Source organism: Saccharothrix sp. DSM 118769 (genome assembly GCF_052936295.1).
Genome location: NZ_CP193627.1, coordinates 2,218,882 through 2,243,585, shown reverse-complemented (window position 1 = coordinate 2,243,585; position 24,704 = coordinate 2,218,882). Strand labels below are relative to the sequence as shown.

Sequence of the window (24,704 nt, the reverse complement as noted above, 5' to 3'; positions counted from 1 at the left end):
CGCGAATTGACGCACCCCTACAAGGGAAAAGCGGCGCGCACTCCCCGCCGGGGAATGCGCGCCGCTTTTCCGGCTCACCGGGTCCGGCTAGTCGCCGCCCTCCAGTTCGCCCTCCGTTTCCAGGTAAACGGCTTGCAGGGCGTCGAGGGTCGCCCGCTCGGGGTGTTCCCACAGGCCGCGCTCGGCCGCTTCGAGCAGGCGTTCCGAGATCCCGTGCAGCGCCCACGGGTTCGACTTCTCCAGGAACTCCCGGTTTTCCGGGTCGAGCACGTAGCTGGCCGCCAGTTGTTCGTACATCCAGTCCGCGACCACCCCCGTGGTGGCGTCGTAGCCGAACAGGTAATCGACCGTGGCGGCCAATTCGAACGCACCCTTGTAACCGTGCTTGCGCATTGCCGCGAGCCAGCGGGGGTTGACCACGCGCGCCCGGAAGATCCGGTGGGTCTCCTCGTGCAGCGTCCTGGTCCGCACCGCCTCGGGCCGGGTGCTGTCGCCGACGTACGCCTTGGGGGCCGTGCCGGTGAGCGCGCGGACCGTCGCGACCATGCCGCCGTGGTACTGGAAGTAGTCGTCGGAGTCGGCGATGTCGTGCTCGCGGGTGTCGATGTTCTTCGCGGCCACGGCGATGCGCTTGTAGGCGCTCTCCATGTCCTTGCGCGCCTCCACGCCCTCCAGCTCGCGGCCGTAGGCGTACCCGCCCCACACCGCGTAGACCTCGGCCAGGTCCGCGTCGTCGCGCCAGTTCCGGCTGTCGATGAGCGGCAGCAGGCCCGCCCCGTACGCGCCGGGCTTGCTGCCGAAGATGCGCATCGTGGCGCGGCGCGGGTCCTGGTGCTCGGCCAGGTCCGCCCGGGCGTGGGCGCGGACGAAGTTGTCCCCGTCCGGCTCGTCCAGGTCGGCCACCAGCCGCACGGCGTCGTCCAGCAGGGTGACCACGTGCGGGAAGGCGTCGCGGAAGAACCCGCTGATGCGGACCGTCACGTCGATGCGCGGGCGGCCCAGCTCGGCCAGGGGGATCGCCTCCAGGCCGGTGACGCGGCGGGACTGGTCGTCCCACACCGGGCGGACACCCATCAGGGCGAGCACCTCGGCGATGTCGTCACCCGCCGTGCGCATCGCGCTCGTGCCCCACACGGACAGCCCGACCGACGGCGGCCACTCCCCCGTGTCGGCGCGGTAGCGCTCCAGCAGCGAGTCCGCCATGGCCTGCCCGGTCTCCCACGCCAGCCGCGACGGCACCGCCTTGGGGTCGACGGAGTAGAAGTTGCGGCCCGTCGGCAGGACGTTGACCAGGCCGCGCAGCGGCGACCCGCTCGGACCGGCGGGCACGTAGCCGCCGGCCAGGGCGTGCAGCACGTGGGTCATCTCGTCGGTGGTGCGGGCCAGCCGGGGCACGACCTCGTGCGCGGCGAACTCCAGCACGCGCGCCACGTCCTCCACGTCGGTGAGGGTCCGGGCGGCGGCCGGGTCCCAGCCCGCCTCCTCCATGCCCAGCACCAGCGCCCGCGCCTCGGCCTCCACCCGGTCGGTGCTCGTGCGCGTGGTGTCGGCCAGCCCCAGCGCCTCGCGCAGGCCGGGCAGCGCCGCGACCCGACCGGCCCACATCTGCCGGGCCTGGAGGATCGCCAGCACCAGGTTGACCCGGGCCTCGCCGGTCGGGGCCTGCCCGAGCACGTGCAGGCCGTCGCGGATCTGCACGTCCTTGACCTCGCACAGCCAGCCGTCGACGTGCAGGATCAGGTCGTCGAAGCCCTCGTCGGCCGGGCGCTCGGCGACGCCCAGGTCGTGGTCGAGCTTCGCGGCCTGGATGAGGGTCCAGATCTGCGCGCGGATCGCGGGCAGCTTCGCCGGGTCCATCGCGGCGATCGTGCCGTGCTCGTCGAGCAGCTGCTCCAACCTGGCGATGTCGCCGTAGCTGTCGGCGCGGGTCATCGGCGGCACGAGGTGGTCGACCAGGGTGGCGTGCGCGCGGCGCTTGGCCTGGGTGCCCTCGCCCGGGTCGTTGACCAGGAACGGGTAGACCAGCGGCAGGTCGCCGAGCGCGGCGTCCGGGCCGCAGCCCGCGGACATGCCGACGGTCTTGCCGGGCAGCCACTCCAGGTTGCCGTGCTTGCCGACGTGCACGACGGCGTCCGCCCGGAACTCGGACTCCAGCCAGCGGTAGGCGGCCAGGTAGTGGTGGCTGGGCGGCAGGTCCGGGTCGTGGTAGATCGCGATGGGGTTCTCGCCGAACCCGCGCGGCGGCTGGACCATCACCACGACGTTGCCGGAGCGCAGGGCGGCCAGCACGACCTCGCCGTCGGGGTCCTTCGAGCGGTCCACGAACAGCGTGCCGGGCGCCTGCCCCCAGTGCGCCTCCATGCCCGCGCGGGCGTCCTCGGGCAGGGTGGCGTACCACTCGCGGTAGCGGGCGGCGGGCAGCCGCACCGGGTTGCCCTGGACCTGCTCCTCGGTCAACCAGTCCGCGTCCTGCCCGCCGGCCGCGATGAGGGCGTGGATGAGCGCGTCGCCGTCGAGGTCGTCCACGCCGGGCAGCTCGTCGCCGATGTCGTACCCGGCCGCGCGCAGCTCCTGGAGCAGCCGCACGACGCTCGCCGGGGTGTCGAGGCCGACGGCGTTGCCGATGCGGGAGTGCTTGGTGGGGTAGGCCGACAGCATGATCGCGATCCGCTTGTCGGCGTTGGGGACGTGCCGCAGCTTCCCGTGCCGCACGGCGATGCCCGCGACGCGCGCGGCCCGCTCCTCGTCGGCCACGTACACGGTCAGGCCGTCCTCGTCGACCTCCTTGAAGGAGAACGGGACGGTGATGATCCGGCCGTCGAACTCGGGGATCGCCACCTGCGTGGCGGTGTCCAGCGGGGAGAGGCCGTCGTCGTTGTCGTCCCACTGCGCGCGGCTGGAGGTGAGGCAGAGCCCCTGGAGGATCGGCACGTCCAGCGCGGCGAGCGCGCCCACGTCCCACGCGTCGTCGTCACCGCCGGCGGACGCGGCGGCGGGCTTCGTGCCGCCCGCGGCGAGGACGGTGACCACGAGCGCGTCCGCCTTGCCCAGCTCGGCGAGCAGCCCCGGTTCGGCGGCGCGCAGCGAGGCGCAGAAGATCGGCAGCGGCCGGCCGCCCTTCGCCTCGACCGCGTCGCACAGGGCGTGCACGAACGCGGTGTTCCCGGCGACGTGGTGGGCCCGGTAGTACAGGACCGCGACGGTCGGGCCGTCGTTCGCGGGCCCCGCGGGCTCCGGCCGCTCCAGGACGCCCCAGTTCGGCGCGGGCGCGGGCGGCTCGAAGCCGTGGCCGGTGAGCAGGACCGTGTCGGACAGGAAGCGGTGCAGCTCGGCGAGGTTCGCCGGGCCGCCGTGCGCCAGGTACGCGTGGGCCTCGGCGCACACGCCGCCGGGCACCGTGGACAGCTCCATCAGCGGCGCGTCGGGGTTCTGCTCGCCGCCGAGCACGACGACGGGGCGCGGGCCCGCGAGGAGGTGGTCGAGCCCTTCCTCCCACATCCGGCGACCGCCGAGGATGCGCACGACCACCAGGTCGACCCCCTCGACCAGCGCCGGGAGGTCGGCCGCGGCGGTGCGGGAGGGGTTGGCCAGGCGGTAGTCCGCGCCGCTCGCGCGGGCGGACAGCAGGTCCGTGTCGGAGGTCGACAGCAGCAGGATCACGTGCGGGCTCCATCCCTCGGGGGTCCTCGCCCCAGGTCGTGGGGGACGGCTGGGCGGAGTTCCTGACTCCCGGGCGCTCACCCGGTCACAGTGGCGGGACCGCGCCGGATTCGCACCGGCTTCCTCCTGTTGCTTCGCCGTTCGGGGCCACCCTAACCCGGCGGTTAGCATCCATCCCATGTCCTCCGATCGGGAACGCCCGGACGCCTGCCCCGGGGCCGTCGACGTGCACGTCGCGGCCGACGGCGGGCTGGCGCGCGTGCGGGTGCCCGGCGGGACGCTGGACGCCCGGCGGTTCGACGTGGTGCGCGCGGCGGCGCTGGAGCTGGGCGACGGGTTCCTGGAGCTGACGTCGCGGGCGAACGTGCAGATCAGGGGCCTGGCGCCGGGGGCGGAGCACGAGCTGGGGGCGCGCCTGCGGGAAGCCGGCCTGCTGCCCTCGGCGACCCACGAGCGGATGCGCAACATCGTCGCCGCGCCGCTGGAGGACAACCAGGACCTGGTGGACGCGCTCGACGCCGCGCTGCTGGCCGAACCGTCGCTGGCCGACCTGCCGGGCCGGTTCCTGGTCACGGTGGGTCACGCGGTGAGCGGGCTTTCGGGTGACATCGGCCTGGTCGGTGACGCGTTGTTCCTGGCGGGGCGTGATTCCGGGCTTCGGGTGACCGATCCGGTGGGCGCCGTGGTGCGCGCGGCTCGGCTGTTCGGGGAACTGCGCGGGACCGCCTGGCGGCTGTCCGAAGTGGACGGCGGTGTGCGGAAGATCACGGAGGCGCTGGGCGTCCCGGTGGCCGACCGCCTCGACCCCGCTGTGATCCCCGCGACACCGGGTCCGGTCGGGGACGTCGTGGTCGCGGGCGTCCCGCTGGGCCGGCTCGACGCCCGCCTGCTGGCCGGCACGCCGGTGCGGCTGACGCCGTGGCGCGGCCTGGTCCTCCCGGCCGGCAGCGACGCGGGCGGCCTGTTCACCTCCCCCGACTCGCCGTGGCACGGGGTGAGCGCGTGCACCGGCCGGCCGGGGTGCGCGAAGTCGTTGGCCGACGTGCGCGCGGACGTCGCGCGCTGGATCGGCACCCCGCACGCGGGGCGCGTGCACTGGTCCGGCTGCGCGCGCAGGTGCGGGCGGCCGGCCGGTGGCGCGGTGGAGTTCGTCGCGACCGGCGACGGGTACGAGGAGATCAGGTGACCGAGCAGGACTACGTCAAGGACGGGCCGGAGATCTACCGCCGCTCGTTCGCCACCATCCGCGCCGAGGCGGACCTGACCCGGTTCCCCGACGACGTCGCGCGCGTCGTGGTGCGGATGATCCACGCCTGCGGCATGGTCGACCTGGTCGACGACGTCGCGTTCTCGCCGCACGTGGTGCGCGACGCCCGCGAGGCGCTGCTGGCGGGCGCGCCGGTCCTGTGCGACGCGCAGATGGTCGCGGCGGGCGTGACGCGCAAGCGCCTGCCCGCGGGCAACGAGGTGCTGTGCACGCTGAACGACCCGCGCGTGCCGGAGCTGGCCGACGAGCTGGGCAACACCCGCAGCGCCGCCGCCCTGGAGCTGTGGGGCGACCGGCTGGACGGCGCGGTGGTCGCCATCGGCAACGCGCCGACCGCGCTGTTCCACCTGCTCGACCTGATCGCCGCGGGCGCGCCGAAACCGGCCGCCGTGCTGGGCGTGCCGGTCGGGTTCATCGGGGCGGCCGAGTCGAAGGACGCGCTGGTGGCCAACGACCTCGGCCTGGAGCACCTGGTCGTGCGCGGGCGGCGCGGCGGCAGCGCCATGACGGCCGCGGCGGTCAACGCGATCGCGAGCGAGGACGAATGACGGGCAGGCTGTACGGCGTCGGCGTGGGTCCGGGCGACCCGGAGCTGGTGACGGTGAAGGCGGCGCGGCTCATCCGCGAGGCCGACGTGGTGGTGTTCCACAGCGCGCGGCACGGGCGCAGCGTGGCGCGGCGGATCGCCGAGCCCTACCTGCGGGAGGGCCAGGTCGAGGAGCAGCTCGTCTACCCGGTGACCACCGAGGACTCCGACGACTACCAGGGCGAGATCGACGGGTTCTACGAGGAGTGCGCGGAACGGCTCGCGAAGCACCTCGACGCGGGGCTCGACGTGGTCGTGCTGGCGGCGGGCGACCCGTTCTTCTACGGCTCGTACATGCACCTGCACAAGCGCCTGGCGCACCGGTACCCGGCCGAGGTGGTGCCGGGCGTGACGTCGGTGAGCGCGGGCGCGGCGGTGATCGGCCGGCCGCTGGTGGAGCGGGACGAGGTGCTGACCGTGCTGCCGGGCACGCTGCCCACCGACGCGCTGGTCGAGCACCTGTCGGGCGGCGACCCGGTGGCGATCATGAAGCTGGGGCGGACCTTCCCGCACGTGCGGGCGGCGCTGGAGAAGGCCGGTCGGCTCGACGAGGCGTGGTACGTGGAGCGGGCCACCACCGGCGGCCAGCGCACCGCGCCGCTGTCCGAAGTGGACCCGGACACGGTGCCGTACTTCTCGTTGGCGCTGCTGCCCTCCGGGGACCGGCGGCGGGCGTCGGTCTCGGCGTCGGGCGTCGGCGAGGTGGTCGTGGTGGGCCTCGGCCCGGCCGGGCCGGAGTGGCTGACGCCGGAGGCGCGCCGGGCGCTGGTGGGGGCGGACGACCTGGTCGGCTACGTGACGTACCTGAACCGGGTGAACGCCTCGCCGCGGCAGCGCGTGCACGCCTCGGACAACAAGGTGGAGTCCGAGCGGGCGGCGTTCGCGCTGGACCTCGCCAAGCGGGGCCGGCGGGTCGCCGTGGTGTCCTCGGGCGACCCCGGCGTGTTCGCGATGGCCAGCGCGGTGCTGGAGGTCGCGGCGGAGGAGCAGTTCGCGGACGTGCCGGTGCGCGTGCTGCCGGGGCTGACCGCGGCGCACGCGGTGGCCAGCCGGGTGGGCGCGCCGCTGGGGCACGACTACTGCGTGGTGTCGCTGTCGGACCGGCTCAAGCCGTGGGAGGTGATCGCCGGCCGGCTGGAGGCCGCGGCGGCGGCGGACCTCGTGCTGGCGATCTACAACCCGGCCTCGCGCAGCCGCACGTGGCAGGTGGAGGCGGCGCGGGACCTGCTGCTGCGCCACCGCTCGCCGGACACCCCGGTGGTGGTGGGCCGCGACGTCGGCGGACCGGAGGAGGACGTGCGGGTGCTGCGGCTGGCCGACCTCGACCCGTCCACCGTGGACATGCGGTGCCTGCTGCTGGTCGGGTCGACGCAGACGACGCTCACCCACCGCGGCACGGTGTTCACCCCGCGCCGCTACCCCGGGTGAGGACGCCACCGCGGGCGAGCCAGTCGAGCGCCTCGGCGACGGTGGCCACGTGCGGCGCGTCCGGCGCGGGCGGGCGGCGCACCACGACGACCGGCAGGCCCAGGTGAGCGGCGGCCTCCAGCTTGGCCGCCGTCATCGGCCCGCCGCTGTCCTTGGTGACGAGCACGTCCACGCCGTGCGCGCGCATCAGCGCCAGCTCGTCGTCCACCGCGTACGGACCGCGGTCGAGCAGGACGGTGACGCCGGGGACCGGCGGGTCGGGCGGGTCGACGGTGCGCGCCACGCCGCCGCGGAAGTGCGCCAGCTCCTGCCGCCCGGTGGTGATGAACGGCGTGCGGCCGGCGACGCGCTCGGCGGCCTCGGCGACGCTGCCCACGTACTCCCAGCCGGGGCGCGGCGGCCAGCCGGGGCGGCGCAGCACGAGGAACGGCGTGCCGGTGGCCGTCGTCGCGGCGAGGGCGTTGGCCGTGATGCGGTCGGCGAACGGGTGGGTGGCGTCCACGACGGCGTCGACGCGCTCGGCGCGCAGGTGGGCGACCAGCCCGTCGACGCCGCCGAACCCGCCGATCCGCACCTCGCCCTCGGGCAGCTTCGGGTCGCGCACCCGGCCGGCGAGCGAGGAGATCACCCTCGTGCCGGTGAGGGCGGCGGCGAGCGCGCGGGACTCCCCCGTGCCCCCCAGCACCAGCACCGTTCCCATCGTTGTTGCATCCTGTCGTCGTGAGCACCCTGCGCTACGGATGGACGACCGGCGCCTGCGCCACGGCCGCGACGACCGCGGCCTACACGGCGCTGCTCACCGGCGAGTTCCCCGACCCGGTGGGGGTCGTGCTGCCCAAGGGTCGCACGCCGACGTTCGCGCTGGCCCGCGAGTCCCTGTCCGGCGGCACGGCGACCGCGTCGGTGGTGAAGGACGCGGGCGACGACCCGGACGTGACGCACGGCGCGCTGATCTCGTCGACGGTGCGCCCCGGCCCGCCCGGCGGCGGCGTCGTGTTCCGCGCGGGGCCGGGCGTCGGCACGGTCACCAAGCCGGGGCTGCCGCTGGCGGTCGGCGAGCCCGCGATCAACCCCGTGCCGAGGCGGTTGATGACCGAGCACGTGGCGCGGGTGGCGGCGGAGCACGGCGGCACCGGGGACGTGGTCGTGGAGATCTCCGTCGAGCACGGCGAGGAGCTGGCGCGCAGGACGTGGAACCCGCGGCTGGGCATCCTGGGCGGCCTGTCGATCCTGGGCACGACGGGCGTCGTGGTGCCGTACTCGTGCTCGGCGTGGATCGACAGCATCCGGCGCGGCGTGGACGTGGCCCGCGCGGCGGGGCGCGAGCACGTGGCCGGGTGCACCGGCAGCACGTCGGAGCGGGTCGCCGCCGAGGTGCACGGCCTGCCCGAGGACGCGCTGCTGGACATGGGCGACTTCGCCGGCGCGGTGCTGAAGTACCTGCGCCGCCACCCGGTGCCCAGGCTGACGGTGGCGGGCGGCATCGGCAAGCTGTCGAAGCTGGCGCACGGCCACCTGGACCTGCACTCGGGCCGCTCCCAGGTGGACCTGGGCTTCGTGGCCTCTCTGGTGGGCGACCCGGCCCTGGCCGCCGCCGTCCGGGGCGCCAACACGGCGCTGGGCGCCCTGCACCTGGCCCAGGCCGCCGGGGTGCCGCTGGGCGACCTGGTGGCGGTGCGCGCGAAGGCGACGGCGGACGAGGTGCTGCGCGGCGCCCCGGTGGAGGTGGACGTGATCGTGATCGACCGGGCGGGCACGGTGGTGGGCCGCGCCTAACCGCCCTCAGGCCCGGCCCGCCCGGCCCGCTGTCACGCCCGGCCCGCTGTCACGCCCGGCCCGCTGTCACGCGCGGCCCGCCCGACCCCTCGTCACCGTCCGGCACCGGGTGGTCGAGTACAGGTGGCTGTCCGGGAACCCCTCGGCGGCCAGGACGCGGCCCACCACGATCACCGCCGTCCGCCTGATCCCGGCCGCCTCGACCCGCGCGGCGATGTCGGCCAGGGTGCCGCGCAGCACCTCCTCGTCCTCGCGGCTCGCCCGCGCCACCACGGCGACCGGGCAGTCCGGGCCGTAGTTCGGCAGCAGGTCGGCGACGACCTCGGTGATCCGCTGCACGGCCAGGTGCAGCACGAGGGTCGCCCCGGACGCGCCCAGCGTCGCCAGGTCCTCCCCCGGCGGCATGGGGGTGGCGCGGGCGGCCGTGCGGGTGAGCACGACGGTCTGGCCCACGCCCGGCACGGTCAGCTCGCGCTTGAGCGACGCGGCGGCGGCGGCGAACGCGGGGACGCCCGGCGTGACGTCGTAGGGGATGCCGAGGGCGTCCAGCCTGCGCATCTGCTCGGCCACCGCGCTGAACACGGACGGGTCGCCGGAGTGCAGGCGGGCCACGTCGTGCCCGGCGGCGTGGGCGTCGGACAGCTCGCGCAGGATCTGGTCGAGGTCGAGGTCCGCGGTGTCGACCAGCCGCGCGCCGGGCGGGCAGTGCCCCAGCACCTCGACGGGCACGAGCGCGCCCGCGTACAGGCACACCGGGGACTCGGCGAGGAGCCGGGCGGCGCGCAGGGTGAGCAGGTCGGCCGCGCCGGGGCCGGCGCCGATGAAGTGGACGGTCACGCGTTCTCCTCGGTCACGGGCTTGGTCACGGGTTTGGTCACGGGCTTGGTCACGGCCCACGTGGTCACGGGCAGCTGGGGGCGCCAGCCGGTGAAGCCGCCGATCGGGGCGGCCCGGCTCACCTCGACCCGGGTCAGCTCGCCGCCCAGCCGGGCGTGCCACGCGGTGAGCACGGCCTCCGACTCCAGGGTGACGGCGTTGGCGACGAGCCTGCCGCCGGGCCGCAGCGCCGACCAGCAGCGCTCGACGACACCGGGCGCGGTGAGGCCGCCGCCGACGAACACCGCGTCCGGGGCGTCCAGGCCCTCCAGGGCGGCGGGCGACGGGCCGACCACGACGCGGATGCCGGGCACGCCGAGGGCGGTGGCGTTGCGGGTGACGCGCTCGGCGCGCCCGGGGTGCTTCTCGACCGCGACGGCCCGGCACGACGGGTGCGTGCGGCACCACTCGACGGCGATGCTGCCCGCGCCCGCGCCGACGTCCCACAGCAGCTCGCCGGGGCGGGGCGCGAGCAGCGCCAGGGACACCGCGCGCACCTCGCGCTTGGTGAGCTGCCCGTCGTGCTCGAACGCGTCGTCGGGGCGGCCGGGGACCAGGGACGCGCCGTCCGCGCCGCACTCGACGGCGAGGACGTGCAGCGGGCCGGCGGCGGCCGGGTCGTGGTGCACGCGCTCGTCCGGTCCGCCGAGGTTCTCCAGGACGGTGAGGCGGGCGCGCGGGGCGAGCCCGGCGACCTCGACCGGCGAGGCGCCCAGCACGAGGACGCGCCGCCCGGGGTGCAGGTGCGGGACGACGAGCGCGGCGGGCTTGCCGACCAGGCTGACCACGGCCACGTCGTCGAGCGCCCAGCCGAGCCGGGCGCAGGCCAGCGACACCGACGACGGGTGCGGCACGACCCGCACCCGGTCCGCGCCGAGCAGCCGCACGAGCGTGGTGCCGATGCCGTGGAACATCGGGTCGCCGCTGGCCAGCACGCCGATTCGGCGGCCGGCGTACCGGTCGAGCAGGTCGGGCAGGGCGGGCAGCAGCGGTGACGGCCACGGGACGCGGTCGAACGCGCCGGGCACGAGGTCGAGCTGGCGGGTGCTGCCCATCAGCACGTCGCAGGAGGCGAGGGCGTGCCGCGAGGCGTGGGGCAGGCCGTCCCAGCCGTCCGCGCCGATGCCGACGACCGTGACGGCGGTGGGCGCGCTCACACCGTGCCCAGGACGCGGGTGACGGCGATCTCGATCACCACGCGCTCGGGGTTGGGGCGGGGCGTGCGGTAGCGGGCGGCGTAGCGCCGCTCGGCGTCCGCGACGGACGCGGGGTCGCGCCGGACCACCGCGCGCCCCTCCAGGGTGGACCAGCGGCGACCGTCCACTTGGCACACCGCGACGGGTGCCCCCGCCTCGCCCGCGGCGAGGAGCTGCCGCACCTTGTGCGACCCGCCGGAGGTGATCACGCGCGCGGTGGCGGTGTCGACGTCCAGGGTGACGCCCACGGGCACGACGTGCGGCGTGCCGTCCTTCCGGATCGTGGTGAGGGTGCACAGGTGGCGCTCGGCCCAGAACGCGCGGAACTCGTCGCTGCTGCTCGACAACATGGGTGCATCATGCGGCACGGCCGCGCCGGGGTGGAAAACGCGCCGCGCACGCCGACGTCAGCCCCGGGTCTCGTTGAGGTAGTTGTAGATGGTGTACCGGGTGACGCCGAGCACGCCCGCCAGGTAGTCGACGGAGTCCCTGATCAGGAACAGCCCCGCCTCGTCGAGGACGCGCACGACCTGCGACTTGTGGGACTTCTTCATCAGCTCGACCGGCACGCCGACTGCGGCGACGGCCCGTTCCACCAGCAGGCGCTGGAGCGTGTCGACGTCACCCGGGAACGCCTCGACCGGCCGCGCGGCGGGCCCGGCGCCGGTCCGCGAGCCGGGGTCGCTGTTGACGCACAGGCAGCCGATCGCCTCGCCGTGCTCGTCGCGCAGGAAGACGGTGGAGGAGCGCAGCACCCGGCCGTCGGGCGCGTAGGTCTCGTAACCGGCGAGGTCCTGGGTGGTGCCCCGGCGGACGAGGCCGAGCAGCAGGTCGGTCATGGGACCGCCGACCGAGCGGCCGGTCAGGTCGCCCGCGATGGCGATGATCGAGTTGGGCAGTGCGCCGAGGTCGTGCAGCACGACCTCGGTGCCCGCGCCCAACGCCTCGGCCAGGCTGTTCACCGTGGGGACGAGCGCCTTGAGCACCTCCGCCGCCGGGACGGCGGAGGTGACGGCAGGTGCGGCAGGCCCGGCGGCAGCAGGGGCGGCAGGGGCGGCGGATGCGGCGGTCGCGGACATGGCGGCGGAGTGCGCGGCGATGACGGACGCGGTGACGGCGGACGCGGCAACAGCGGGCCCGGCAACGGCCGATGCGGTGGTGGCAAACGCGGCGGCTGCGGCAGAGGCGGCAGCGGACTCGGTGGCCGACTCGGCGGCAGAGGCGGCGGCGGACTCGGTGGCCGGCTTGGCGGCGGACGCGGCAGTGGGCTCGGGGGCCAGCTTGGTGGCGACGGGCGTGGGTGCCCGGTGGGCGCGGGCGGTGAGGGCCTTGAGGGCGTCGGCGAACCGCGCGACCGTCGCCGGGGTGGTCGAGACGTGCGGCGACAGGCGGACGTGCTCCGGCCGCACGGTCGCCGTCACCCCCGCCTCGGCCAGGGCCGCGCCCACCACCGACGACGGCCGGTCGGGCAGCGTGAACGCGGTGATGCCCGCCCGCCGGTCGGTCGCGGACACCACGGTGCCGCCTGCGGATCGGACGATCTCCATGAGATTGTCGGATTGTTCAACAATCCTGTTGTTGATTCGTGGAACACCGGCCAGCTCGACCAGCTCCAAGGCCGTGGCCAGGGCGCCTGCGGCGACGGGGCTGAGGTTGGTGATGGACCACCCCGCGGCGTGCCGGGCCACCGGGTGGACGGCGTCGTCGAACAACCCGGCGTCCTCGGCGCCGGTCCACCCGGACAGCACCGGGTCGAGGCGGTGCAGGGCCCGGTCGGACAGCGTCATGAACCCGGTGGACCACCCGGCCCGCAGCCACTTCTGGCCACCCACGACCAGGACGTCGGCCACCTCCCACGGCTCGTCGACCACGCCGAAGCCCTGGATGCCGTCGACCACCAGCACCCGGTCGCCGACGACCTCGCGCAACGCGGCCAGGTCGGCCCGGTAACCGGTCCGGAAGTCCACGGCGCTCACCGACACCACCGTCACCGACGGCGTCAACGCCTCCCGCACCGCCTCGGGCGTCACCGGCCCGCCCGGCAGCCACCGCACCGCCGCCCGCCCGGACCGCACCCACGGGTAGGTGTTGGCCGGGAACTCCCCCGCCGACACCAGCACCTCCCCGGTGGCGCCCAGCGCCACCTGGAACAGGCCGGTGCTCGTGTTCGGCAGCAGCGCCACGTGGTCGGTGTCGCCCCGGCACAGCCGCGCCACGGCCGCCTTCGCCCGCAGCTCCTGCCGCATCAGTTCATCCACGGTGGACGGACCGGCGGCGGCGGACGCCTCCAGCAGCCGGGTGGAGGCGTCCACGACCGCGTGCGACGGCGGCCCGAAGCGGGCGAAGTCCAGGTAGCCCTCCGGCTCGTGGAACTGGACGAGGTACGACGACGGGATGCGCATGTCCACCTAGAGCACCTTCGCGAGGAACTGCTTCGTGCGTTGCTGCCGGGGGTCGTCCAGCACCTGACCGGGCGGGCCGGTCTCGACCACCGCGCCGTCGACCATGAACACCACGGAGTCGGCCACCTGGCGGGCGAACCCGATCTCGTGCGTGACCACGATCATCGTCATGCCGTCGCGGGCCAGGTCGACCATCACGTCCAGCACCTCGCCCACCAGCTCGGGGTCGAGCGCGGACGTCGGCTCGTCGAACAGCATCAGCCGGGGCCGCATCGCCAGCGCCCGCGCGATGGCCACCCGCTGCTGCTGGCCGCCGGACAGCTGGTGCGGGTAGGCGTCGGCCTTGTCGGCCAGCCCGACGCGCGCCAGCAGCGCCCGCCCCTCGTCGACGGCGTCGCGCCGGGGCCTGCGCAGCACCCGCACCGGCCCCTCGACGACGTTCTCCAGCGCCGTGCGGTGCGGGAACAGGTTGAACCGCTGGAACACCATGCCGATGCCGCGCCGCTGGCGGGCCACCTCGCGCTCGCGCAGCTCGTGCAGCTTCCCGCCGCGCGAGGCGAACCCGACGGCCTGGCCGTCCACCCAGATCCGGCCCGCGTCGATGGTCTCCAGGTGGTTGACGCACCGCAGGAACGTGGACTTGCCCGCCCCGGACGGCCCGAGCAGGCACACCACCTGCCCGGCCTCCACGGTGAGGTCGACGCCGCGCAGCACCTCGGTCCCGCCGAACGACTTCCGCACGCCCACGGCGCGTACCAGGCTCATCGGGCGACCCCCTTGCCGTAGTGGCGCTCCAGGTAGTGCTGCCCGACGCTCGCCACGCTCACCACCACCATGTACCAGGCCGCCGCCGCGAGCAGCGTCTCCATGATCTGGAGGTTGCGCGAGGCGATGTTGTTGGCCGCGTGGACCAGCTCCAGGAAGCCGATGACGGACGCCATGGACGTGCCCTTGAGCATGTTGATGAAGTTGTTGCCGGTGGGCGGGATGATCACCCGCATGGCCTGCGGCAGCACGACGCGGCGCAGCGCCACGGCGGGTGTCATGCCGATGGCCTTGGCCGCCTCGACCTGCCCGTGGTCGACGCTGTTCAGGCCGGCCCGCACGATCTCGGCCATGTAGGCGCTCTCGTTGAGCCCGAGGCCCAGCAGAGCCGCGACGAACGCCGTGACCAGCACGTTCGTCTTCTCCTCCCAGATGCCGAAGAACGAGATGTCCTCGAACACCAGGGCCAGGTTGAACCACAGCAGGATCTGGAGCAGCACGGGCAGGCCGCGGAACAGCCACACGTACCCGGCGGCGAACCAGCGGGCGACGGGGTTGGCCGAGCGGCGCATCAGGGCGATGACGACGCCGAGCACGATCGCCCCGGCCTGCGCCGCGAGCGCCAGCACGACCGTGTTGACCAGGCCGCGCAGCATGATGTCGTGGGTGAAGAACCCGGGCACGGCCGCGTAGTCGATCCTCGCGTCGGCCAGCGCCCAGCCCAGCAGGCCGAGCAGCACCAGGATCACCGCGCCGCCGACCCACCGCCACCAGTGGCGCAGCGGGACGACGACCAGCTCGTCGTCGGTCGGGGCCGGGGTCACTCCGGGCTCACCGGCCATTGACGGTCACCTCGTCGACCGCGCCCTGCTCGACGTCCCAGGCGGCGAGGAGCTTGCCGTAGGTGCCGTCGTCGACGAGCGCCTGGAGGGCCTTCCGGATCGCGGCCGTCAGCTCGGGGGTGGCCTTGTTCACGCCGATGCCGTACGGGCCGCCGTTGATCGGGGCCAGGTCGACGACCTCGAAGAACTCGCCGTCACCGGCGGTCTTGGCGACGTAGACGGCGGTCGGCAGGTCGTTGAGGATCGCGGCGACGCGCCCGGTGCGCAGCTGGTTCTGGTTCTGCGTGTCGCTGTCCGTGGAGGTCACCTGGATCGGGTCGCCGGACAGGCAGGGGTACTCCTTGGCGTAGGTCTCCTGGCTGGAGCCGAGGTTGACCGCGACCGCCTTGCCGCACAGGTCGTCCGGGCCCTTGACGCCCTGCGGGTTGCCCTTCTGGACCATGATCGTGATGCCCGAGGTGAAGTAGTCGACGAAGTCGATCGCCTGCTGCCGCTCGGCGGTGTCGTTCATCGCGGCCATCGTCACGTCGATGCGCCCCGCCTGGAGGCTCGTGATGAGCGAGCTGAACGCCATGTCCTGGTGCTCGACGGTCAGGCCGAGCTTGGCGCCGATCGCCTTGGCCAGGTCGACCTCGGAGCCGACCGCGGTCTTGCCGTCGGCCGCGTAGAAGTTGTTCGGCGGGTTCTGCACGTTCGACCCGACGCGCAGCTTGCCGGCCTGCCGGACGGCCTCCGGGAGGGTCGCGGCGAGCGCCTCGTCCTTGGTGACGGCCCGCACCACCGCGGCGGTGTCGGGCAGGTCGTCGGCCGGTCCGGCGGGCGGCTCCTCGGTGGGGGCACCGCACGCGACCAGCGCGAACAGGGACAGGGCGAGGGCTGCGGTCCTGCGCACGGGACACCTCCTGCGATCGGGTGACCGAAAGCTACAACGTTCTGTTGAAGAGGTCCACAGTTTGTTGAAAGGAATGTCCGGCGTGTCCCGGTCGTTGGAGCGGGTACAAGGGGGCCGACCCCTGAGTCCACTTTGAGGAGGACCTATGGCCACCGTGGAGCTGACCGCGGAGAACTTCGACGAGGTTGTCGGCGGCTCCGAGATGGTCCTGGTCGACTTCTGGGCCGGGTGGTGCGGCCCGTGCCGCCAGTTCGCCCCGACCTACGAGAAGTCCAGCGAGAAGCACGACGACATCGTGTTCGGCAAGGTCGACACCGAGGCGCAGCAGCAGCTCGCCGCGGCGTTCGAGATCCGCTCGATCCCGACGCTGATGATCGTGCGCGACGGCGTGGTGCTCTACGCCCAGCCGGGGGCGCTGCCCGAGTCGGCGCTGGAGGACCTGATCGACCAGGCCCGCAAGGTCGACATGGAGGACGTGCGCAAGCAGGTCGCCGAGCAGAAGGCGGGCCAGCAGGGCTGAGGCTCCTGCCACGACGTGGAGGGGGCGGGACCCGTTCGGGTCCCGCCCCCTCCGTCGTACCGGTCGCCCCGTCGCCGCGGCGACGGTCGCCCACCGCGGTCAGTCGTCCATCGCGCGGGTGTCGCGCGGCGGGGCCACCGGGTCCTCGCCCGACGACTCCCCCGACTCCATCCGCCGCCCGCGCTCCAGCTCGGCGTCCAGCTCGGCCCCGAGCAGCAGCGCGATGTTCGAGATCCACAGCCACACCAGGAAGATGATCACACCGGCGAGCGAGCCGTAGGTCTTGTTGTACGAGCTGAAGTTCGCCACGTAGAACGCGAAGCCCAGCGAGGCCGCCACCCACACCAGCACGGTGACCAGGCCGCCCGGGGTGATCCACAGGAAGCTCGGCTGCCGCACGTTCGGCGAGGCCCAGAACAGCAGCCCGATCGCGGCGCTGGCCAGCAGGAACAGCACGGGCCACTTGGCCACGTCCCAGACCGTCACGAACTGCTCGCCCAGGCCCAGCAGGTCGCCCAGCCACCGCGCGACGCCGCCGGTCAGCGTGACGCCCAGCGCGGTCAGCGCCAGCAGCACCACCACGCCGACGGTCAGGCCCAGCCGCAGCGGGACGACCTTCCAGAACGGCCGGCCCTCCTCGACGTCGTAGATCGAGTTCGCCGCGCGCATGAACGCGCCCACGTACCCCGAGGCCGACCACAGCGCGGTCACCAGACCGACGATCGCCAGCGGGCCGGTGGCCTTCGACTGCTGGAGGTTCTCGATGCCCCCCGCGATGAAGTCCTTGGCCTCGCCGGGCCCCAGCATGTCCAGGCTGTCCACGATGGACTGCGTGGCCTGCGGTCCGAGCAGGCCGAGCAGCGTCACCAGCAGCAGGATGCCGGGGAAGAGCGACAGCACCGCGTAGTAGGTGAGCGCCGCCGCCCAGTCGGTGAGGTTGTCGTCGTTGAACTCCTTCACCGTGCGCTTGAGGACGCCCCACCACGAGCTCTTGGGCAGTCTGGTGGGTGCGTCGGGTGCTCGCGTCGCCATGAGCGCCGGGGTTCCCCCCAATCCCGTGCGTACACCACGCGTGTTCTGGGTAGTCGGGGGTCGACTGAGAGAGGAGACGGCCATGGACCACGTCGCCACCGACCGGGAACCGTCCACCGCCGAACTGGTGAGCAGGCTCTCCGAGCAGGTGAGCAGGCTGGCGCGGGACGAGATCCGGCTGGCCGCGGCCGAGATGCGCGAGAAGGGCAAGCGCGTCGGCACGGGAGCCGGTCTGCTCGGGGGCGCCGGTGTGCTGGCCTGGTTCGGGCTGGGCACGGTGATCGCGGCGTTCGTGCTGCTGCTGGCCACCGCGCTGCCCGCGTGGGCCTCGGCGTTCATCGTCGCGGCCGTCGTGCTCCTGGTCGCGGGCGTGCTCGCGCTGGTCGGCCGCAAGCAGATCGAGAAGGGCACCCCACCGGTGCCGGAAGAGGCCATCGCGGGCGTGAAGCAGGACATCGCCACCGTGAGCGAGAGGGCGCACCGATGAGCGGCAAGGACGTTCCCGAGAACCCGGACGAGCTGCGCGCGGACGTCGAGCAGACGCGGCGCGAGCTCGGCGAGACCGTGGAAGCGCTGGCGCACAAGGCGGACGTGCCCGGGCGGGTCAAGGAGAAGGCGCACGAGAAGGTGGAGAAGGTGAAGGAGAGCGCGACGCGCGCCAACCAGGCCGTCACGGCGGCGGCGGGCAAGGCCACCGCCAAGGTCGGCCACGTGACCGACAAGGTCGGCGAGAAGGCGGCGGCGGCCGGGGCGGCCGCGGGCGCCGCGGCGGCCAAGGCCGGCGAGAAGGCCGGGTCGGCGGGCGCCCAGACGGGTGTCGCCGCGGGCCAGGTCGGCGAGAAGGCGAGCGCCGTCGCGCAGCAGGTGACCGAGAAGGCGACGGCGGTGGCCGGCCAGGTGTCGGAGAAGGCCACCGCGGTGGCCGGGCAGGTGTCCGAGAAGGCGGGCGTGGCCGCGGACAAGGCGGCGGCCGTGGCGAGCCAGGTCGGCACGAGGGCGAGCGCGGTGGCGGACCAGGTCGGCACCAAGGCCGCGCAGGCGGTCGAGCAGCTGCCCCCGCCCGTGCAGCAGCGCGTCGACCGGGGCGTGCGGCAGGCCCGCAAGCACCCGGCGGCGGTCGCGGCCGGCGCGGCGGCGGTCGTGCTGCTGCTGTGGAAGCTGGTCAGGAGGGGGCGGTGAACGTGAACAAGCTCCTCTACCGCCCGCTGGGCATGCTGTTCGGCGTGCTCGGCGGCCTCGCGGCCAGCGCCGTGTTCGGCCAGGTGTGGAAGCTCGCCACCGGCACGAAGGAAGCCCCCACCCCGACCCAGAAGGACCGGGGGTGGGGCGAGGTGCTGCTGGCCGCGACCATCCAGGGCGCGATCTTCGGCCTGGTCAAGGCCGCGATCGACCGGGGTGGCGCGACCGGCTACGACAAGCTCACCGGCGAGTGGCCCGGTGACGCGAACAAGTACGACGGCGACTGACGCCGATCCGTCCGGACCCCGGAGGGGACGGGCCGCCCTACTCGGGCTGCTCGTCCCCTCCTTCCGCGCGGCGGCGCTCGTCGTCGCGCTCGCGCCGCTCGTCCTCGTCCAGGAACTGCTCGGCGTCCACGTCGAGGTCGGGCGGTTCCGGCGTGTTGGGCGGCTTGGGCGGGTCGGGGGTGAGGGGCCTGTCCTCGGGTTCGGTCATGTGCAGGGAGTTACCCCGACGACCGCTTCTTGAACACCCCGGAGGGGTCGGAACCCGGGGTTCAGAACCTGGGCGGGCGCTTCTCCAGGAACGCGGCCACGCCCTCGGCGTACTCGGGGCTGTGCACGGCCTCGTCGTAGAGCGCGCGCACCGCGTCGTCCTCCTCGTGCTGCCCCTCGGTGATGCGGTGCACGATCTGCTTCGCGCCCCGCACGCTGACCTGGGCGCGGGCCGCGATCGTGGTGGACAGCCCCTTGACCCGCACGTCCAGCTCGTCCGGCGCGTGCACCTCGTTGACCAGGCCGATGCGCAGCGCGGTCGCCGCGTCCAGGATCTCGCCGCCGAACAGGATCTGCTTGGCCCACGCCGGCCCCACCACGTCGACGAGCTGCTTCGTGGACGCGAAGGCGTAGACGATGCCCAGCTTGGCGGGCGTGATGCCGAAGCGCGCGTCCGCCGCCGCGACCCGCAGGTCGCAGGCCAGCGCCACCTCGCAGCCGCCGCCGATGCAGAACCCGGTGATCGCGGCGATGGTCGGCTTGCCGAGCGTCGTGATGGCCCGCGCGCCCGCGTGCACGGCCTCGCTGTACCGGGCGGCCCCCTCGGCGCCGCTGCGCAGCGTGCCGAACTCGCTGATGTCGGCCCCGGCCGAGAAGTGCTCGCCGCCGCGCACGACCAGCACGCGCACCGCGTCGTCGTCGCGCACCCGCGCCATCAGGTCGGGCAGCGCGGACCACATCCCGTAGCTCAGCGCGTTGCGCTTGGCGGGCCGGTCGATGGTCAGCGTCGCGATCGGCCCGTCGGTCTCCAGCCTGAACGTCATCACCGCAGGGTAAGGGCCGCCCGGCGGTCACCGGGGGTGAAGGCCGTCACGTGAGCGACCAGAACGCGATCCCGCCGACGATCGCGCCCATCACCGAGCCCACCACGACCTGCGGCACGGTGTGGTGCCCCAGCGCCACCCGCGACCACGCCACCAGCGCCACGAAGGGCGAGGCCAGCAGCACCCACGGGCCGTAGGTGATCGCCAGCACGACGACCGCGCCCCCCGCCACGGCCGCGTGGAAGGAGACCTTCCAGCCGCGCGTGCCGCCGACCGGCAGGGCGAACGTGACGAGCAGGCACAGCAGCAGGCTGAGGAACATCGCCACCGACAGCCCCAGCACGGTGGGCGGCGCGCCGCCGAGCACCAGCGCGGTGATGCCGAGCGCCAGGGACGCGACGCAGGTCAGCAGCGGGACGAGCCGGCCCTCGCGGTTGGTGACGTGGTGGCCGTTCCAGTGACCCCGCCGCGCGCCGCGCACGACGACCGCCATGGGGATGACCGACCCGGTCAGGCCGACCACCGCGCCCCACAGCAGGGTCTCCGGCACGCTCCTGGTGGCCTGCCAGGCCACCAGGAGCGGCACGCCGATGACGATGACCCACGGGGCCAGCGCCTCCGTGGCCAGTCGGGCCAGGGGCGGTGCGGGCGCGCGTGCGGTCATGATCGGGATGGTAGCGGCGCGGGGCCGTTCCTACCGGTAGGCGTTGCGGGTGTACGTCGTGCTGAACTCGCCCTTGTTGCCGAAGTACACCGAAACGAGGTAGGCCGGATCGGTCGCGAGCAGGCCGCGCTGGAGGTCCGAGCCGTCGTTCTGGTCGTCCCAGCCCCACGCGGAGTTGGCCGCGTTGTCCTTGCCGTTGTCGCCGCGGAACGTGCCCCAGCTCGCGAACGTCGCCGTGCCGGACCGCTGCGCCCACAGGCCGCCGGCGGCGAAGGTGTCCACGAGCCGGTAGCCGACCGATCGGTCGTTGCCGCCCGAGGGCACCTCGCCGGTCGCGGACGGCACGTAGACCACGCCGTCGCCGCCGGGGAACTCCGCGCCGTTCCACGCGTAGAGGCCGTGGCCCTTGGCCTCCTGGCGGGTGGTGAACCGGGTGCCCTGCATGCGCAGGGTGCCGTCGACGGTCTCCCTGCCCGAGGTGAAGGTGCTGCCGGGTGCCACGTAGGAGTGGAAGTCGCTGTGCGCCACCGTCACGACGGCCTCCAGCTTCCCGTAGGTCGAGCCGTCCTTGCGGACGGTCGCCAGCAGGCCCTCCATGTCGTTCTCGTGGGTGAGCAGCGCGAACGGGTCGGGCACGTCGTCCCAGTCGCGCGGGTGGTAGAAGGAGTAGACCAGGAACCAGTGGGTCGAGGTCTCCGCCACCGAGTAGTAGGCGGCGCCGGTGAGGCGGGCGAGCGAGTCGTCCTGGCCCTCCCAGTTGTTCAGGGTGTTCCAGTCGCCGTCGTAGTCCACAGTGGACAGGTAGTCGGCGTCGTAGTCGGACGAGTCGGTGTCCTGGTGGTGCACCGGGGCCCAGTACTGGGCCAGGTCGGCGTCGCTCACCGCGTGCGCCGGGGTCGTGAGGAACACCGGGAGCGCGAGCGCCGCGGCCAGGGCGGCGGCGAACTTGCGTGCAGGGGTCATGCTCCACCTCCGTCAGGGGTCTGCCCGCTCGGAGCCAACGGGCCGAGCGGAACCCTCCGGTGAAGGAGTCGCCAACACAAGGGGTGATTCAGGTGATCGTTTCCCGGATCACCTCTGCCACGATCGGAGAACCCTCTGGAGCGCCTCGACCTCCACCTGATCGGCGGTTGCGCCCAGCCTCGCCCGCACCGCCGGGGCCAGTTCGGCGGCGTGCGCGGCCATGGCGGTGAGCACCTCGTCCAGCGGGGGCGCGAGGCGCCACGTGGCGCGGCGGCGGTGCACGGCCAGGCCGAGGCGCGGGCCGGTGAGGCGCCGGGCGAGCGGTTCGACGGCGCGTTCGTCGCCGAGCAGGGCGAGGGCCGCGAGGGCGGCGTCGGCGGCGGGCAGGTAGACGTCGCGGGCGGCCAGGGCGAGGTCGTCGGCGAACGAGTCGAGGTCGGCGGTCGGCGGGGTGGCGGACGGGGCGCGGACCGAGGCGAGCAGCAGCGCGGCGACCCGGCGGTTGTCCGGCTCGTCGTCGGCCAGCCGGTCGGCGACCAGCGGCAGCAGGTCCGGGTCCGGCCGGCCCCCGAGCAGGTCGCCGGACGCCCACAGCGCGCCCCGCCGCACCTCGGCGTGCGGGTGCGCCAGCCAGGCGGTGACCAGGCGGCGGTCGGGGACCTCCCGGTGCAGCCACCACACCGGGTTGGGCGCGGCCCACCAGGTCTCCTCCCACACCTCCGGCACGGGGTCCAGCAGCGGCGCGGTGTCGACCTCGTCGCCCAGCCGGCGCAGGCCCACCACGGCGGCGACCCGCACCGCCCGGTCCCCGTCGCGCAGCAGGCCGGTGAACCAGTCGCGGGCGCCCGGGTCGTCGTGCAGCCCCGCGGCGACGACGAGGCCGAGCCGGGCGACCCGGTCCGGTTCGCCGTCGAACCGGTCGGCCAGCGCCCGCCACACGCCGCGGGCCTGCGCCAACGGGTACGTGACGCCCCGGCGCACCTCGACGTCCGGGTCGGCGAGCAGCGCGGTCAGCCTCGGCACGGCGCGTTCCCACGCCCCCGGCCACGCCGGGTCGACGGCGGCGGCCGTGCGCCCCGCGTGCCCCAGGTCGCCGACCACCTCCACCACCGCGGGCCGCACCGTGACCGCCGGGTCCTCGGCCAGGTCGAGCAGCGCCGGCAGCGCGGCGGGCGCGGCCGAGTACACCCGCGTGCCGCCGCAGTGCACGACGTGGTCCAGCTCCCGCACCGCCGCCGCGGCGCGGTCGGGGTCGCGGGCCTCGACGAGCAGGCCGGGCACGTCGGTGGCCGGGCCGTAGGCGTGTTCCAACCGGTCCCACACGCTGGGCAGCCTAGGCCGCGCGGGGGCGTGGGTCAGCGCTGTTTCCCCCGCACGGCGGATCGGGCGCCGACGCGGTCAGGCCGCGGGGAACATCCGGGCCATGCCGGGCGGCGGGGTGAACCGCCGCCACCGGCCCGCGCGCTGGGCCAACCGGTCGGCCACCACCCACAGCACGGTCGCGTTGTAGCCGTACCCGAGGTGGCTGGACGCGACCGCCACGTTCTCCGCCCGCGGCCCTTCCGGCGACACGCACGCCCGCCACGCCACGATCCCGTCGGACCTGGAGTACACCGATGTCGACGGCACCGGGAACGGCGGCCGGGTGTGCTCCGGCGGCGGCATCCCCGCGCCCGCCACGTAGAACCGGGACAGCAGCCGGTAGACCGGGTTGACCCGGGTCTGGCGCAGGTCGGTCATCGCGTACGGGCTGCCGAGCGTGATGACCTGGCGGACCGTGCCGGGGTGCTCGCGGGCCAGCTCGCGGGCGAAGATGCCGCCCAGCGACCAGCCGACGACGCTGACCTTCCCGCGACCGCGCGCGGCCAGCTCGCGCAGCAGGGTCCGCATCCCCTCGACGGCCTGGACCGACGGGCCGATGTTGAGGCCCAGGCCCCAGCCGTGCACGTCGTAGCCGAGGTTGGCGAGGAACCTGCGCAGTGTCGCCGTCGCGCCGTCGTTGGCGCCGAGGCCGGGGAGGACGAGCACGGTGTGCCCGTCCCCGCTGGGCGCGGCGCGCAGGAGCGAGCGGGCGACGGCGAACTGGCCGATGTCGACGGCGGCCCTGGTGGGCTCGGTGAGGTACCACAGCAGCGCGGGAACGGTGGGCTCCGGCACAGCGGGTTCCGGCACGGCGGGTTCCAGGACGGCGGGTTCCGGCGCGATGGGTTCCGGGACGGCGGGCACGACCTCGCCCAGCCGCCCCGACGGGACCTCCGGCGGTGCTGACATGGCCCCTCCCCCGCTCCGCGTCGAGCGCACACCCCAGGTGACCATGGTGTTTCACCGGCGTGAAATCCGCCAGTACCGACGAGTCTCGATTCGGCCTACCGCGCCACCGGCCCCGCGCCCACCGCGCCCACCGCGCTCACCGCGCTCACCGCGAGAACAGGTCCAGCAGCCGTCGGGCGATCACCTCGGGGATCTCCAGCTGCGGCACGTGCCCGACCCCCTCGAAGACCTCGAACCCCCAGGCGGGGTTCCGCCGGGCCACCGCCTCCGCCGACTTGAGCGGGACGAGGCGGTCGCGGTCGCCGTGCGCCAGGTAGACGGGCGCCTTGACCCGGCTCATCGCCGTGTAGTAGCGGCGGCTCGTCGCGCCGGTCCACACCACCGACCGCGCGGCGGCGAGGAACGCCTCGTCCAGGCCCGGCACCTCCTCGCGCTGCTGCACGAGGTCCATGGACGCCAGGACCACCTCCTCGGGCACCAGCTTCGGGTCGGCGCACACGAGCTTCAGCACCCGCTTGACCTGGCGGCGCGGCGACACCCCCCGCCGCGACCGCTCCAGGAACCACTGCCCGACCCCCGGCACCGCGTACATCGCGAACGCGGCGGCCACCTGCGGGTCGAGGCGGGCGCCCAGCGGCAGCGGCACGGCCGGGTCCAGCAGGGCCAGGTGCGTCACGCCCGCCGGGCGGCGCGCGGCGTGCAGGATGGAGATCATCCCGCCCATGGAGTTGCCGACCAGCGCCGCGGGTTCGCCGACCACGTCGGTCAGGAACCGGTCGAGCAGGCGGGCGTTCGACGGCACGGTGGTGGAGCGGCCCTCGGGGTGGGTGAGGCCGAACCCGGCGAGGTCGACGGCCAGCACGCGGTGGCGCTCGACCAGGTGGGGTGCGAGCAGGCACCAGTTGAGGTGCGACCCGCCCAGGCCGTGCACGAGGACGACGGGCGGACCGTCGCCGCCGAAGTCGACGTAGTGCACCGGCCCGTCCAGGTCGGTGTAGCGGCTCGTCCCGCCCCAGTGGTCGAGTGTCGTCATGCCCGCGAGTATGACCGACCGCTCAGTACGCCCG

The 24,704-nt window shown here is 74.4% G+C and carries 25 protein-coding genes and 1 riboswitch; of the genes, 8 read left to right on the top strand and 17 right to left on the bottom strand.

Annotated elements, in window-relative coordinates; translation table 11 throughout:
• Positions 1-87: 87 nt before the first annotated feature.
• Positions 88-3,660: a cobaltochelatase subunit CobN gene (gene cobN, locus ACRAKJ_RS10570; protein WP_438923214.1), complete on the bottom strand. Its 3,573-nt coding sequence runs from the start codon at positions 3,658-3,660 to the stop codon at positions 88-90.
• A 35-nt stretch (positions 3,661-3,695) separates the two neighbouring features.
• Positions 3,696-3,830: riboswitch (cobalamin riboswitch) on the bottom strand.
• An 8-nt stretch (positions 3,831-3,838) separates the two neighbouring features.
• On the opposite strand from cobN, the gene ACRAKJ_RS10565 reads away from it, so the two are divergent.
• The 3 genes from ACRAKJ_RS10565 to ACRAKJ_RS10555 are packed head-to-tail and all read left to right on the top strand — an operon-like array spanning position 3,839 to position 6,941.
• Positions 3,839-4,846: a hypothetical protein gene (locus tag ACRAKJ_RS10565; RefSeq protein WP_438923215.1), complete on the top strand. Its 1,008-nt coding sequence runs from the start codon at positions 3,839-3,841 to the stop codon at positions 4,844-4,846.
• Positions 4,843-5,475, top strand: a complete 633-nt coding sequence (locus ACRAKJ_RS10560; RefSeq protein ID WP_438923216.1) for a precorrin-8X methylmutase — start codon at positions 4,843-4,845, stop codon at positions 5,473-5,475. Before ACRAKJ_RS10565 ends, ACRAKJ_RS10560 begins: the two co-directional genes overlap by 4 nt.
• Positions 5,472-6,941: a precorrin-2 C(20)-methyltransferase gene (locus ACRAKJ_RS10555; RefSeq protein ID WP_438923217.1), complete on the top strand. Its 1,470-nt coding sequence runs from the start codon at positions 5,472-5,474 to the stop codon at positions 6,939-6,941. The genes ACRAKJ_RS10560 and ACRAKJ_RS10555 overlap by 4 nt, the downstream gene beginning before the upstream one ends.
• Here ACRAKJ_RS10555 and ACRAKJ_RS10550 read toward each other — a convergent pair.
• Positions 6,916-7,641, bottom strand: coding sequence for a cobalt-precorrin-6A reductase (locus ACRAKJ_RS10550; protein ID WP_438923218.1), 726 nt, complete (start codon positions 7,639-7,641; stop codon positions 6,916-6,918). The genes ACRAKJ_RS10555 and ACRAKJ_RS10550 overlap by 26 nt on opposite strands.
• 20 nt (positions 7,642-7,661) lie before the next feature.
• Here ACRAKJ_RS10550 and ACRAKJ_RS10545 point away from each other — a divergent pair, with 20 nt between their 5' ends.
• Positions 7,662-8,717, top strand: coding sequence for a cobalt-precorrin-5B (C(1))-methyltransferase (locus tag ACRAKJ_RS10545; RefSeq protein ID WP_438923219.1), 1,056 nt, complete (start codon positions 7,662-7,664; stop codon positions 8,715-8,717).
• 66 nt (positions 8,718-8,783) lie between these two features.
• Here ACRAKJ_RS10545 and cobM read toward each other — a convergent pair whose 3' ends face one another.
• The 7 genes from cobM to ACRAKJ_RS10510 are packed head-to-tail and all read right to left on the bottom strand — an operon-like array spanning position 8,784 to position 15,690.
• Positions 8,784-9,554, bottom strand: a complete 771-nt coding sequence (cobM, locus tag ACRAKJ_RS10540) for a precorrin-4 C(11)-methyltransferase (protein WP_438923220.1) — start codon at positions 9,552-9,554, stop codon at positions 8,784-8,786.
• A complete protein-coding gene (gene cbiE / locus ACRAKJ_RS10535) occupies positions 9,551-10,750 on the bottom strand; it encodes a precorrin-6y C5,15-methyltransferase (decarboxylating) subunit CbiE (RefSeq protein WP_438923221.1) in 1,200 nt (399 codons plus the stop codon). The genes cobM and cbiE overlap by 4 nt, the downstream gene beginning before the upstream one ends.
• Positions 10,747-11,139 carry a TIGR03618 family F420-dependent PPOX class oxidoreductase gene (locus ACRAKJ_RS10530; RefSeq protein WP_438923222.1) on the bottom strand — a complete coding sequence of 131 codons (393 nt, stop codon included), beginning with the start codon at positions 11,137-11,139 and terminating at the stop codon, positions 10,747-10,749. Before ACRAKJ_RS10530 ends, cbiE begins: the two co-directional genes overlap by 4 nt.
• Positions 11,140-11,196: 57 nt before the next feature.
• The gene (locus ACRAKJ_RS10525) at positions 11,197-13,191 is read right to left on the bottom strand and encodes an aminotransferase class V-fold PLP-dependent enzyme (RefSeq protein WP_438923228.1); all 1,995 of its coding nucleotides are present in this window, start codon (positions 13,189-13,191) and stop codon (positions 11,197-11,199) included.
• Positions 13,192-13,197: 6 nt separating this feature from the next.
• Entirely contained in the window at positions 13,198-13,956 is a 759-nt protein-coding gene (locus ACRAKJ_RS10520) for an ATP-binding cassette domain-containing protein (RefSeq protein WP_438923223.1), read from the bottom strand.
• Positions 13,953-14,798, bottom strand: a complete 846-nt coding sequence (locus ACRAKJ_RS10515; RefSeq protein WP_438923224.1) for an ABC transporter permease subunit — start codon at positions 14,796-14,798, stop codon at positions 13,953-13,955. The genes ACRAKJ_RS10520 and ACRAKJ_RS10515 overlap by 4 nt, the downstream gene beginning before the upstream one ends.
• Positions 14,788-15,690, bottom strand: a complete 903-nt coding sequence (locus tag ACRAKJ_RS10510; RefSeq protein ID WP_438923225.1) for an ABC transporter substrate-binding protein — start codon at positions 15,688-15,690, stop codon at positions 14,788-14,790. The genes ACRAKJ_RS10515 and ACRAKJ_RS10510 overlap by 11 nt, the downstream gene beginning before the upstream one ends.
• Positions 15,691-15,835: 145 nt before the next feature.
• Between ACRAKJ_RS10510 and trxA the strand changes: the two genes are divergently transcribed.
• Positions 15,836-16,210 carry a thioredoxin gene (gene trxA, locus ACRAKJ_RS10505; RefSeq protein WP_447008922.1) on the top strand — a complete coding sequence of 125 codons (375 nt, stop codon included), beginning with the start codon at positions 15,836-15,838 and terminating at the stop codon, positions 16,208-16,210.
• A gap of 99 nt (positions 16,211-16,309) precedes the next feature.
• Here the strand turns inward: trxA and ACRAKJ_RS10500 are convergent, their stop codons facing one another.
• Positions 16,310-17,242, bottom strand: a complete 933-nt coding sequence (locus tag ACRAKJ_RS10500; RefSeq protein WP_438925954.1) for a YhjD/YihY/BrkB family envelope integrity protein — start codon at positions 17,240-17,242, stop codon at positions 16,310-16,312.
• 82 nt (positions 17,243-17,324) lie between these two features.
• Here ACRAKJ_RS10500 and ACRAKJ_RS10495 point away from each other — a divergent pair, with 82 nt between their 5' ends.
• From ACRAKJ_RS10495 to ACRAKJ_RS10485, 3 genes are read left to right on the top strand one after another with little or no spacing between them, the layout of a single operon-like run.
• A complete protein-coding gene (locus ACRAKJ_RS10495) occupies positions 17,325-17,729 on the top strand; it encodes a phage holin family protein (RefSeq protein WP_438925955.1) in 405 nt (134 codons plus the stop codon).
• Positions 17,726-18,421, top strand: a complete 696-nt coding sequence (locus ACRAKJ_RS10490; RefSeq protein ID WP_438925956.1) for a DUF3618 domain-containing protein — start codon at positions 17,726-17,728, stop codon at positions 18,419-18,421. Before ACRAKJ_RS10495 ends, ACRAKJ_RS10490 begins: the two co-directional genes overlap by 4 nt.
• The gene (locus ACRAKJ_RS10485; RefSeq protein WP_438925957.1) at positions 18,418-18,708 is read left to right on the top strand and encodes a DUF4235 domain-containing protein; all 291 of its coding nucleotides are present in this window, start codon (positions 18,418-18,420) and stop codon (positions 18,706-18,708) included. The genes ACRAKJ_RS10490 and ACRAKJ_RS10485 overlap by 4 nt, the downstream gene beginning before the upstream one ends.
• A 37-nt stretch (positions 18,709-18,745) precedes the next feature.
• Here ACRAKJ_RS10485 and ACRAKJ_RS10480 read toward each other — a convergent pair whose 3' ends face one another.
• The 7 genes from ACRAKJ_RS10480 to ACRAKJ_RS10450 form a co-directional block, all read right to left on the bottom strand.
• Positions 18,746-18,916, bottom strand: coding sequence for a hypothetical protein (locus tag ACRAKJ_RS10480; protein WP_438925958.1), 171 nt, complete (start codon positions 18,914-18,916; stop codon positions 18,746-18,748).
• A 61-nt stretch (positions 18,917-18,977) separates the two neighbouring features.
• Entirely contained in the window at positions 18,978-19,739 is a 762-nt protein-coding gene (locus ACRAKJ_RS10475; RefSeq protein ID WP_438925959.1) for an enoyl-CoA hydratase-related protein, read from the bottom strand.
• A gap of 46 nt (positions 19,740-19,785) precedes the next feature.
• Positions 19,786-20,403, bottom strand: a complete 618-nt coding sequence (locus tag ACRAKJ_RS10470; protein WP_438925960.1) for a hypothetical protein — start codon at positions 20,401-20,403, stop codon at positions 19,786-19,788.
• A gap of 30 nt (positions 20,404-20,433) precedes the next feature.
• On the bottom strand, positions 20,434-21,366 hold the full coding sequence (locus ACRAKJ_RS10465; protein WP_438925961.1) for a hypothetical protein: 933 nt from the start codon (positions 21,364-21,366) through the stop codon (positions 20,434-20,436).
• Positions 21,367-21,474: 108 nt separating this feature from the next.
• Entirely contained in the window at positions 21,475-22,689 is a 1,215-nt protein-coding gene (locus ACRAKJ_RS10460; protein ID WP_438925962.1) for a HEAT repeat domain-containing protein, read from the bottom strand.
• A 75-nt stretch (positions 22,690-22,764) separates the two neighbouring features.
• Positions 22,765-23,637, bottom strand: coding sequence for an alpha/beta fold hydrolase (locus ACRAKJ_RS10455; protein ID WP_438925963.1), 873 nt, complete (start codon positions 23,635-23,637; stop codon positions 22,765-22,767).
• Between the two features lie 145 nt (positions 23,638-23,782).
• Positions 23,783-24,670: an alpha/beta fold hydrolase gene (locus tag ACRAKJ_RS10450; RefSeq protein WP_438925964.1), complete on the bottom strand. Its 888-nt coding sequence runs from the start codon at positions 24,668-24,670 to the stop codon at positions 23,783-23,785.
• Between the last annotated feature and the right edge of the window lie 34 nt (positions 24,671-24,704).